The organism is Robbsia sp. KACC 23696, assembly GCF_039852015.1.
Lineage (GTDB): Bacteria > Pseudomonadota > Gammaproteobacteria > Burkholderiales > Burkholderiaceae > Robbsia.
Window position 1 is genome coordinate 31,968 of sequence record NZ_CP156626.1, and the last position, 11,587, is coordinate 43,554.

The window sequence follows — 11,587 nt, forward strand, 5'->3', positions numbered from 1 at the left end:
GTTTCCGGATCTTCCTTTGCGCTGGTCCGCGGGTTACGTCTGTCAATTACGAACGGGGGTAGTCCCCCCATTTTTAATGGCTGTCGTGGGTAGCGGCTAGGCTGCAATGGCCAACTTCTGTTTTGGCGGAATACCGCCGATAGCTGTGTTCGGACGTTCGGGATTGTATGACCATAGCCACTTGGTCGCATAGTCTTGCAACTCGGCGACTGTGTCGAAGTGGTAATGGGCAAGCCAATCGTATCTCACGGTTTTGTTATAGCGTTCGATGTAGGCGTTTTGTTGTGGCTTACCCGGTTGGATAAATTGCAGCACGATGCCACGCTTTTCAGCCCAGTCTTTCAGTGCCTCGCTGACATATTCCGGGCCGTTATCGCACCGAATTTTTTGCGGTGCCCCACGCCACTCGATGACTTGATTCAACGAACGAATCACGCGCAGTGCTGGCAACGAGAAGTCCACATCAATGCACAATCCTTCGCGATTGAAGTCATCAATCACATTGAACAAGCGGATGCTACGGCCATCGGCCAGTTGGTCGTGCATGAAGTCCATCGACCAACATTCGTTCAATGCCGTCGGCACCGCCAAGGGCTCAGGCTGTTCACGCACGAGGCGCTTGCGCGGTTTGATACGTAAATTCAGTTCCAACTGCCGGTATATCCGATAAACCCTTTTGTGATTCCAGCCGAACCCTTTGACGTTACGCAGGTACAAAAAACATAAGCCGAAGCCCCAATTGCGCTGATTGTGCGTCAGCTTCATCAGCCAATCAGCGATGACATCGTTTTCGGCGCATTGCTTGGATTCATAGCGGTAGCAGGTCTCGCTGATGCCGAACGCCATGCACGCCTGGCGAATATTCATCCCGCGTTCCCGTACAGCTCGTTGGGCCATCTCGCGTCGACGAGATGGCTTCACCACTTTTTTTCAAGCGCCTCGCGCACGACCTCCGCTTTCAGACGCTCTTCGGCATACATCTTCTTTAGTCGAGCGTTCTCGGCCTCTAACTCTTTCATTCGCGTCATTAGCGCCGCGTCCATGCCGCCGTACTTCGAGCGCCATTTGTAGAAGCTCGCGCTGCTCATTCCGTGCTCACGGCAAAGCTCCGGCACAGGCGTTCCGGCCTCTGCCTGCTTCAATATCGCGATGATTTGGCTTTTCGTAAATCGGGACGTCTTCATGCAAAATTTCCTATCGATGCTGCTGCGAGAAAATTCTACGCTGAACGACCGCTATTCTGTGGGGAGACTACCTGTGGGAGGACTTCCCCGCCTCGAACACAAAATATCTGACAGTCCCATTGAAAATCTATTGATGAGCGCGTTTCGACATCGCAGTCATCCGCTGCCGTCCCGCCGACCTGGGGGCTGCGAACCATCCTGTGCAATAGTTGGCCGAGACAAGTTCTGGCGTAATGTGGATTGGCCAGATCTTGTCAGCCATTTATCGAAGAGGTTGCTGAAGCGCGCGGCGCCTATCGGTTCGATTCAATCTGCGTCACTTTTCCTGAACGTCACTTGATTTCATCCAACGTTTCAAAACGCCTTTTCGCGCATTGAGATACTCCGCATATAACCAGCCAGGTTGCCCTGACTGACGCAACACGGCCACCGGATCGTAACGCACAAGATACGCAGCCGACTTCGCTCTCTCGGAGGCGGATGTATAAAGAGGAGCCTTCGCCACCGCTACGTAACCAAATCCACGCCAGTCAGGCTGCACTTTGCTCAACGTCAAAGTCTCGCCATCGCTAACCGTTGCGACCTCGCAATTCGGAAGGTCGCCATTGACGGTAACCTCCCATCCTCGGTCGTTCTTGGTCAGCGTCAGCGTTCCACCAGACTCTGACTTTCCACTTTCTTTCTCAGGATAGGAAGACTGCAGCACGATATGAGTGCCATCACTTACCGAACCGTGCAATAGAAATCGACAGGTCGGGTCGAGGTCAGGAACGTTACGAGCGGGTTGCGTGTAGGGGTTATCAAAATATCCGCTGACCTCGCCTTGATCCACGGCCAGATATACCTTGCGAGAGTCCAATTGACTATTCGGGTCGGTCCGAAGCGTATAAACACCTGACTGCAAAGTTCCGCTATCGTCGGCCTGGGCGGGCTTTACAATGGCGCCTCCCAGCGCCGCAAGCGACAAAACAGTCACCGCGAGCCGCCGCACTGAATAGGATAGTTCGCGGGTATCCTTGAGCATGCCGTGCATAAGTTCATCCTTTTTTAACAGCGGCGTCTTTCGCCACTAAAGCGTCATAGTGTTTTTTCATCGTCCCGTCATAGTCATTTTGTTTATAACCTGGTCCGTTGTAGTTCAAGGCGAATTCCGTGAAATCTTTGTTTCGAACTGCATCCATCAGTTTTTTGTTCGATTTGATGAAAGCAATGAACGCTTTCAAATGTGGCCGCTCAGACTTCGACAACTCCCTGACCATGGCTTCCACGGACGCGTACCCAACCGCGGCAAAATTTGCTCCCATAATTTGGAACGCGCCCCACGAGCACGACTTTAACGCTGCCGATGCATCGAGCTTATAAGCTTTCTTCAGCCGTTTATAGCTCAATGTACTGTACGTATCACGGTCTTTTGTTATGTCGCCGTCTTTCAAAAGCTTTGCGCCTGTCTCAGCCTCATCTGCGTGTTCCTTGTCCTTCTTTTTATTGAATCGAACCCACATATCTACGTCAGTTGGAGTTCCATCGGTCTTGACCATATGCACCGTTTTTTTGATGTATTTGGTCCCCATCGCGTAATATCCGTACGGATAAGAAAGATCAGGATTTGTGTCCCAGTATTTATGGCCGTTATACTTATAGAAGTAGTGACGTTCGTATAAAATGGTCGGTACCATTCGACCATCCACCTTTTTGAAACTACCCGCACCTGCTTCGGTCTCGTGGACAGCCTTAATGACGTTCACTTCACAGCCCAAGGCTTTGGCTGCATCAATGAAGTCCTGCTCCGTGATCGTCTCACCGGAATACGTGTCGAGAAAGTCGTCGAACGATGCATCATCACTCGTCACCTTGGTTACTGGCGCACCCTGTGCATCTTTTGTTTGCTCCGTCTTAACTCCCTTTCCCGGCGCAAAAGTCGACAGCGTCTGCGCGCCCTGTGCAGGAGCTTTCGGCTGCCGTTTCTTGTCTGAGCTTTCACCCGGCGACTTGCTCTCAGGGGGATGAAGCAACGTTTGCATCGATATCTTCAAACGCGGGCTGACCAGTGTGACCAATTTGTCGACGGCGTCACTTTCCGTCTGATAGATCTTCTTCCAGGTACCATCCAGCTTCTGAACGACCAACTCGACCAGGTCACCGACTGCGAAAGGGGTCACCTCTTGCGTCTCGCCGGTGGCACCGGTCGTTCCCGATACAGTTTTCCCACCGCTTACGATCTTGTAGTTGACGTTGCGCAGAGGGTTATGATCGGCGTCCAGTACATGCGCCTTTACTTTGCCCACTTTGCGAGGGATTTTGAGAACCTGGCCGATACGCAGGGAACGAGGATCCCGAATATTATTAATGTTAGCGATAGTCTGCCAGGCAACGCCCTCTTTATGCGCTATACCCGACAGAGTATCGCCAGACTCGATCGTATAAAGCGTGCTTTCATTTGCCATCAAACGCTTTCCTCGCTAGGGTCAATCGCATCGAGTTGAATTTCCTCCGAAACCAACCACTCGTCACCTTCGACCCAGGCGTGGACCGGCTGTTCCGATGCGGTAAAAAATCGGGACCCGACACCGTATTGATCTGTTTCTCCACATGCGAGAGTTGTGCCAGTATCATCGACGATGTAATACGAAGCGTGAGCCCACTCATGCACGGACCGGTCGTCGATGGCATCGAGTCCCGATAAATCGAGCAGATTGCTGTAACGCTGCTGATCTTTGGTCAGCGGCAAGGCTGTAAACGGATAGTGCATGTTCGTCGGACCACTGAAATCATGAGCGCTAGCCTTCACATCCACCTGTCCTGGCGTATGAATCTCGATATTGCCGTTGGCGATTCGGATATACGCGCCGCCGCTGGTCAGAAGTATGTCTTTCTTTGCCCCTATCTCGACAACGTCCGTCGCAGATATAACCATCACAGCCTTCCGCGCGATCATATCAATACTGTTCGATTGAGCTTGAATCTCAACCCTACCCTTCGCAGCAAAAGCTTTAATCCCCGAATTTTGCGCAAATAGGCTAATTGTTTCTTTCACGCTAGCCAGTAGTGACTTCCCAATGGCGAGAGTCGTGTTCCCACCGCTCACGCCGTTCACCTGCTTGTCTGCGACAAGATGCACGGACTCTTGTGTAGACAGCCCAATCCCACCGGGACTCGCCATCAGCACTACCGGTTCGTTGAATTGGTTTGCGCTTCCTGTACCGCCGCCCGCGGTATTTCCTCCCGACGCCGAAGCCCCTTCCACACTTCGCTGTGTCGCAGCGGCAAACCGCTTCAGCGCCTCCTGCCCAGCATCCAGTCCTTCAGCTTGTGCAGTCGTCGCCAGCTTCGACATGCCGTTCATCACACTCTCAGACAACGCCAACTGCTTACGCGCCTCACTCGCATCCATCGGCTGCGCTGTCGTCGGATACGTGCTCACATACAAGCCTTGGGTAGCGCGCAATGCGCCGTACGCATTCGACACCAGATCAAAACCTGTCCCCTGATACGCGCCACGCGAATTGTTCACGTGATCGATCAAATAGCCTAGGTGGAGACCCGTATTCGCCGTACTGCTATAAAGCTGCGCCCGATTCTGCCCAGTCGCATCGTCCATCACGAGCTGGTTATATCCACTGCCGCCATACTCTTTCGACTTGAAGCCCGAGAGGATTCCGTTCGAATGCCAATTCGGCGTAGTACCGCCGTTATACAAACGCCCTGTCACGAGCGGTCGATCGCAATCACCATCGAGCCAGGAGACAATCACTTCCTCGCCAATACGCGGCGTATGAACGCCACCGTACTTCCCTCCGCTGTCCGACTGCGCCACACGCATCCAACATGAGGCGTTCTCGTCACCAGGGTTCAGCCGATCCCAATGCATGCGCACCTTGATCCGGTTCAAGCTGTCCGTGTAGACCTCTTGCCCCGACGGCCCGACCACAGTCGCCGTCTGCATTTGCATCTTCGGCTTCTGATGATCGAATGGGCTGCGAAATGGCACCGTGCGCCGCTGCGCTTCGATCTCCACGAGATAGAATCCGTCGCCGCTGCTAGTCGGGCTGCTGCTCGTGCCCGATCCTGTCACGCGCGACAGTAACCCCGACGCAGCCGACCCGAGCGTATGCACCTCGCCGCTCTGCGCTTCCTGCGCGGCGCGAATCGCGCTGACCTCTTGCTTCAAACTGAATGGGAAATCGGTCGCATCGACCGATACGGCAATATTGTTTTCAATGACCCAGCGGGCGTCGAGCACGGCAAACTGGCGTTCCTGCGCGCCGCCGTTCATATGCACATCGTGGTCCTGGAGCGTGAACCATTGCCCGGCATCCACCCCACGCACGCCACCGCTGCCAAAGAACCGCTTCGCTCGCGATTCCCATTCCTCCATCCTAATCTTCGACAGCGAATTGCCTCGATCCTGAACGTTGTACGTGTACGGCCCCGTGTACTCGTACACCTCGGTCTGCGATGGTAAGTTGCCCTGGTTCGGCATCGTCGGCGTATCCGTGCCTTTTGCAAAGCCGGTAGAGGGACTCTTGTAGTCGTAGGTACGCGTCGTCAGTTGCGCGCTTTGCAACGTCCGCTCACCTGACCACTGCGTGAGTGCATTCGCCTCGCTGCCCGCGCCGGCGCGATAGAAGTCGATGGAGTCAGACGAGATCTGCGGGAAAGCATAGAGGTTGTCGGTAACGATCAGGGTGTGCGACTTCCCGTCGGCGGCCTGTGTGAAATATCCGAACAGCCCCTCCTGCTCCATCAGCCGATGGACAAAGGTCCAGTCGTCCTCGTATTGCACGCAGAACGACCGCGATGGCAACGTGTTACTCAGGGAGAACTGGAATGCGCCACGACCCTGCGGATGTTCATTGAAGACGTCGGTAATGATCTGGTCCGTCGTGCGGTTTTGCCAGATCCTCGCATCTTTCCGAAACTTCAGAAAATTCAACCAGCTGGAGAATGACAGCTGGTAAGTGGTTTGCATGCCATCCGAGCCAAGCCGGCGCGCCTGATGCACGTAACCGTTGTGCGGCAGGTAAGTCTGATCAGCTTGCTGGACCCACAGCGTCACCGGCTGCGCGATCAGCTGCTTGAGCGCGATATCGGACGCGGTCGAAACGGCGTCGATCGTGAACGAAAACTGCCGTCCAACGCGGCTCTCGCCTATTGCGCGCACCGGTACCAGCGACACGTTCGATAATCCCGTATCGAGCTTCAACAGCCGCTGCGCCTGCAAAGTGCCCGACGTCAGCGCGGAAATTGCGTCCCCCAGTGCCATGTCTTAACGTAGTGCAGAAAGCCCAGGCCTGGGCGATGCCGAACATTGTAGAGAAAGGCCAGTATGCGAGCAAGGACGGTCTGTCTTAATCCGACAGAACCAGATACTTATCGAAAGATGGCTATTCCTTTCAAAAACATTAAATAAGTGCACGATTTTTTATTCGATGTTGATATACCTAACGATTCGACGACCTGCCGTACAACTGCGGCGATGCGCCTACAACACCACGCCCGACTCAGTAATCACACGGATGTATAGCTTGGGATACCCTATTCCTCGCCCCAAACCGGTCAAACCCTTGACTATGGGCTGAAAATTCACGCGGCAGTGCCTCATTTGACGCTCGGCCGTCCGCAACGGGTCGCGCAGACACAATGCACATTTCAATACTACGACATCCCATGAATCGGCTTTTATTGCAATTCATCGCCTCGCTTCTGTCTGCAGCTTTAGTCAGTACGGCGCACGCTGACACTCACTACTTCCATAAGAAATTCGCAGGTCGAATAGATGGTCGTTTGGCTTTCACGATGGATCTCAAAGAAGTGGATGGGAAGCTGAGCGGTTACTATCGCTACACCGGGAAACAACGATATCTCTCTTTGCAAGGGAAGATCGACGCGTCCGGTGTCTTTACAATGGAAGAGGTTGGGCCCGAGGGTCAACGCACCGGCACGTTCAATGTCACTGTTATTCGAGATCAAATGAACGGCGTCTGGACCTCACCTAATGGCGACCGTCGTCTGCGCGTTGACGCGCATCAGACATCAGAAATTACCATCGGCTCGAAGCGAGACATTCTCACAAACGCGATTGGGACCTATAAGCTCGCTAAAGTGAGTGGCAGCGGCGGCATCAACACCATGTGGGACACGGTCATAAGAAATGGCCGATGGAAATCTGACATATCGAACATCGGCTCGGGACGACGTGAGGAATCGGATGTGCCGCTCACGCCCGATGACCGATGGCAGCTTAACAATATGACGGTCACTGTCGACCGATCGCTCACGACTCAACTGAGTCTGGCGGGAAAGGTGCTGCTCACCATACCGTACCGCGATTCAGGGATGCAATATGAAATCACACGGCAGCACGACAGCGTGACCGACGCAGACCTTAAAAATCTGCCCTCCTCGTCTATTGTTCAAAATGAAACCCTATACCTACTGGCAAGCGACAAAGCGGATTCTATACCGACGATTTCGGGGCGCTATTTGCATAACGACGAGTACGACAATGCTGGCATTGTGACGGTGAGCTATTCCATCGTCGATAAGACGTTCGACATTTACCTTAAGGCAAATACTTGTTGCGGCGGCACGATACTGAGCTTCTCTCAAATGGTCAACGGCGATAGATAGTTTGCCTCTGAAACATTCCGGTTCACGCTCAAGCAGTTGACCGGCAGCCGCCGAGGCTATCGGCGACGCCCCGAACTCAAACCAACACTAACCCCACCACGAAACAAGTCAACCCAAGCGCCTGACAGATCGACCATCGCCGAAGCTTGTGTCGCTCTCCGGATGAAATCGCGTCAAACGCAAATATCACGGACAGCACATTCATCGCTTCATACGCCACCGGTCCGATCAAGAAGGCGACGTGATGCGCCACACTCGGCCTGACACCAGGAAAGTCCGTGGGCGGCATTTTCAAGAAAAGCGCGATCACTGCGCCAAGGCAGAGCGAAATCATCAAACACAGACTGGGGATAAAGACGCTTTCGGACTTTCTCTCGGGGAAGGTGATTACCGCCATGGATTTCTCTCCTTCCGAACGACGTGCACAGACCGCGCACCCACACCCATGGCATCTTCACGCCAGAGGCGAAATGCGACCCGCGTAGCGCACATTGCCGCTAACGCTGTCATCGTCAGAAGGAATACGGAATCAGCGGCCCCGACTACGTGGCCTGGATAAAACGCGAGGAAAAAAGCAGGAAGTAGAGCGCAGGCAATCGCCCCGAATAGGCCCCCTCCGCCACCAACCACGCGCGACGTCTGCTGAAGCGGATTGATCAAAGCAATCACGGTATATTGCCCCCACTGACGGTTCGGGCAATTAAGCGGGTTCGCCAATCGCCAACACGCAGTTCGTCACCCGTGCCGTGCGATGGTTCCGTACGAAACTTCCAGCACCACCCTAGCTGCACAACGTCGAAGCCTAGCGCCGCATCTCTTGCTGAAAAATCCTCAAACTCTCTTTTTTCGTCGCAACAAAACCCGGCGTCGATAAGGTATCGACCGTCCTGGGCCGCACTGCATCGTACGGCAACATCTCGGCGACCTGCGTCGGGCGTTTGGTGAGTAGCAGCACGTAATCGGCCAGATACACCGCTTCTTCCAGATCGTGCGACACGAGCATCATCGTCGTCCCCGTCTGCATGAACACTTCCTGCAGCTTCTCGCGGATGAACAAGGTCATCTCGAAATCCAGCGCGGAAAACGGTTCATCCAGAAATAGCACTTCCGGCCCAGGCGCGAGCGCTCGCATGATCGACGCCGTCTGCTGCTGTCCGCCCGACAACTCATACGGATAGCGCTTCAGATCGAACTTCACATCGAACGACGCCACCAGCTCCGCCATCCGACGATCCACCTCCGCCTTGCTCTTCCCCTCCAGTATCAACGGATAAGCGATGTTGTCGATCGTGCGCATCCACGGAAAGAGCGCCTCGCGATAGTTCTGAAACACATACCCCACACGCGTATCGCGCAAGGACTTTCCATCGAACAAGATCTCGCCGCGATCGATGGGCACCAACCCGGCAATCATATTGATCAGCGTGCTCTTGCCGCAGCCGTTTGGCCCGAATATCGAGATGATCTTGTTCTTCGGAATATCGAGATCGAAATTGTCGTACAGCGGCCATCCGGCGAAGTATTTGGTCAAGCCGCGGATGGTGATGTGCGTGCCCGCAGGGCCCGGCCGAAATGGCGGCGTCGGGACATCGGCGTACGCGGTTGGACGCATGCCGCCCCTCCCCGCATCGCGGAGCAGCGTGCCGTTCGGTTCCGTCTTTTCCAGGCTCATCGCGCTCGCCTCACTGTGCTTGCTTCATGATTATCGGCCGCTCCAATGCACTACCCGTCGCTCCAGCACCAGGAACACGATGTTCAACACATAACCCAGCATGCCCGCCGAGAGGATGGCGGCATACATGGTTTTGACATTCAGCACTTGCTGCGCGTCGATGATCGTGTGACCCAAACCGCTTTCCGAGCCGATAAACATTTCCGCGACGATCACGATCACCAGCGCCATCGATACCGCCGAGCGCAAGCCGACGAAACTGGGCTGCAAACTCTCCCACAACAACACGTCCTTGAAAATCCGCCACCGCGATGCGCCCATCACCTTGGCCGCCATCACACGCTGTTTACGCGCATTCATCACGCCGTACGCGCTGTTGAAAATGACAATCAGCACGGCGCCGAATGCCGCAATCGCGACCTTGTTGATATCCGACGTCCCAAAAATCAACAGGAATAAAGGAATCAATGCCGACGAAGGCGTCGAGCGGAAAAAGTCGATCAGAAACTCGACGCTCCGATACGCTCGCTCGTTACTGCCAAGCAGAATACCGAGCGGCATCCCGATAACAGCGGCAATCGCGAACGCTTCCAATGTGCGCCCGCAGGTGATCAGGAAGTCCTGTAATAAGGCACCGCCTGCCAACCCCGTGACCAAGGCGATCAACGTGTCCTCGGGACTCGGCAGCAGGATCGCCTTGATCAGCCCGGCCCGCACGACGAGGTCCCAGATGACGAACAGCACGATCGGACCGATGAACGGCAGCACGCGATCGATCATCGGCGGTTTGGGCGCGGCATCGGTCGAGGCGGGCGGCGTCCAGCCAGGAGGGCGCAAGACCGGTTCGGCTTGCGCCGATGACACAACGGCGTCTGGGGCAGGCACCTTGTTCATCGCTCAAGCCTTGTAGATCAGCGGACCGACGTCCACTTTCTGCGAGAATATTTTCTTCTCGGTGAACAAGTCGTAGAACTTCTGGAAGTAGGCGGCGTCGCTGGCCTTGAATTCGTCGTACATCATGTAGGCAGCCAGCGGGACTTCCTTCGTCAACGCGCCTTCGATCGCCGTATAGCCCTTCAAATATTGACGCGCCTCGTCCGGCTGTTGCCGCACCAAGGTGACGCCGCGCTTATACGCGGCGATGAACTTGGTTGAGGCTTCGGGATTTTTCTTGATGAAGTCGCTGGTGAGCGAGGCGGCGCCACCATGCCACGGCGCCATGGGGTCACCCAGGATGTAATGCGAGACAACCCCGGCCTCCAACACGCGCGTCGTGCCGTTCAAGCGTCCCACCGTGCCTGTCGGCTCAAGCGTATAGCAGCCGTCCACCTGCCCCGCCGCGATGGCGGCGACGTGCTGGGCAATGGGCAACTCGATGACGTTGGCACCCTTCGCGCCGGCCCGTTCGAGCATCGTCTTGGCGAGCGTGACGTTCTGGATGCCGGGGCCGCAGGCGACTTTCTTCCCCGCAAGTCCCGCGACGCTTGAGATCGTACTGGATTTCGGGACAAGGAACTCTTCGAGCACGTCCTTCGCATTGCTCGGGTTCGTACAGAAAATCTTGAACAGACCCGGCTGAGCGATCGCGCCGATCGCCAAATTCGCCGTGCCCACACCGTTTGCACTGCCATCGCCGCGCCCCGACAACATCGCTTCCATCACCTGCTGCGCACCGGCAAAACGCAGCGGCTCGACGTCCAACCCTGCGTCTTTGAAATACCCCTTTTCGACTGCCGCGAAAAACGGCAGGCCCGCGGCTACCGGCCAGTAACCAATGCGGATCTTCGGCATGCTTTGCGCACGCACGATCGCCGGCGCAGCCAGCGCACCCAATGTCGCCGCGCCCGTCAGCAGAAGGCGGCGGCGCGTCGGGTTGCTGATCTCGGAAGCAGTCGTTCCAATAGGGGCGTCTGATGACGCGGTCAGGGATTCAGCGGAGTGTGCGGCAGGAGCGGAGGACGGAGAGCGACGCATTGCAGACTCCAAGTGGTCGATGGAACATCTTCTTTTTCGCATACTAATCGGACAAAAATACAAACTTGTGTACAAGATAGAAAAATTCTCGACAGGGTATTTTTGACGATTGAAGCTGTTCTCAATC

General features: G+C 55.3%; 9 protein-coding genes. 1 reads left to right on the plus strand and 8 read right to left on the minus strand.

What is annotated here, in order from left to right; genetic code table 11:
* Nucleotides 1-96: 96 nt before the first annotated feature.
* From ABEG21_RS00125 to ABEG21_RS00140, 4 genes are all read right to left on the minus strand, one after another.
* Nucleotides 97-1,184, minus strand: a protein-coding gene (locus tag ABEG21_RS00125; protein WP_347555290.1) for an IS3 family transposase whose coding sequence is annotated in 2 segments (ribosomal slippage) — nt 97-932 and nt 932-1,184 — 1,089 coding nt in all. Because the reading frame shifts where the segments join, the coding sequence is not laid out codon by codon here.
* A 316-nt stretch (nt 1,185-1,500) separates the two neighbouring features.
* Complete coding sequence (locus ABEG21_RS00130) at nt 1,501-2,217, minus strand: hypothetical protein (RefSeq protein ID WP_347555291.1); 717 nt, start codon at nt 2,215-2,217, stop codon at nt 1,501-1,503.
* Nucleotides 2,218-2,221: 4 nt separating this feature from the next.
* A complete protein-coding gene (locus ABEG21_RS00135) occupies nt 2,222-3,628 on the minus strand; it encodes an N-acetylmuramidase domain-containing protein (RefSeq protein ID WP_347555292.1) in 1,407 nt (468 codons plus the stop codon).
* Nucleotides 3,628-6,447 carry a type VI secretion system Vgr family protein gene (locus tag ABEG21_RS00140; RefSeq protein ID WP_347555293.1) on the minus strand — a complete coding sequence of 940 codons (2,820 nt, stop codon included), beginning with the start codon at nt 6,445-6,447 and terminating at the stop codon, nt 3,628-3,630. Before ABEG21_RS00140 ends, ABEG21_RS00135 begins: the two co-directional genes overlap by 1 nt.
* Before the next feature lie 404 nt (nt 6,448-6,851).
* Between ABEG21_RS00140 and ABEG21_RS00145 the strand changes: the two genes are divergently transcribed.
* Nucleotides 6,852-7,814 (plus strand): hypothetical protein, encoded by a 963-nt coding sequence (locus tag ABEG21_RS00145; RefSeq protein WP_347555294.1) that lies wholly within the window; start codon nt 6,852-6,854, stop codon nt 7,812-7,814.
* Nucleotides 7,815-7,890: 76 nt separating this feature from the next.
* Here ABEG21_RS00145 and ABEG21_RS00150 read toward each other — a convergent pair whose 3' ends face one another.
* The 4 genes from ABEG21_RS00150 to ABEG21_RS00165 form a co-directional block, all read right to left on the minus strand.
* Entirely contained in the window at nt 7,891-8,211 is a 321-nt protein-coding gene (locus ABEG21_RS00150) for a hypothetical protein (RefSeq protein ID WP_347555295.1), read from the minus strand.
* 405 nt (nt 8,212-8,616) lie between these two features.
* A complete protein-coding gene (locus tag ABEG21_RS00155; RefSeq protein ID WP_347556826.1) occupies nt 8,617-9,426 on the minus strand; it encodes an ABC transporter ATP-binding protein in 810 nt (269 codons plus the stop codon).
* Between the two features lie 90 nt (nt 9,427-9,516).
* On the minus strand, nt 9,517-10,266 hold the full coding sequence (locus ABEG21_RS00160; RefSeq protein WP_347556827.1) for an ABC transporter permease: 750 nt from the start codon (nt 10,264-10,266) through the stop codon (nt 9,517-9,519).
* A gap of 117 nt (nt 10,267-10,383) precedes the next feature.
* On the minus strand, nt 10,384-11,460 hold the full coding sequence (locus tag ABEG21_RS00165; protein ID WP_347555296.1) for an ABC transporter substrate-binding protein: 1,077 nt from the start codon (nt 11,458-11,460) through the stop codon (nt 10,384-10,386).
* Nucleotides 11,461-11,587 lie beyond the last annotated feature (127 nt).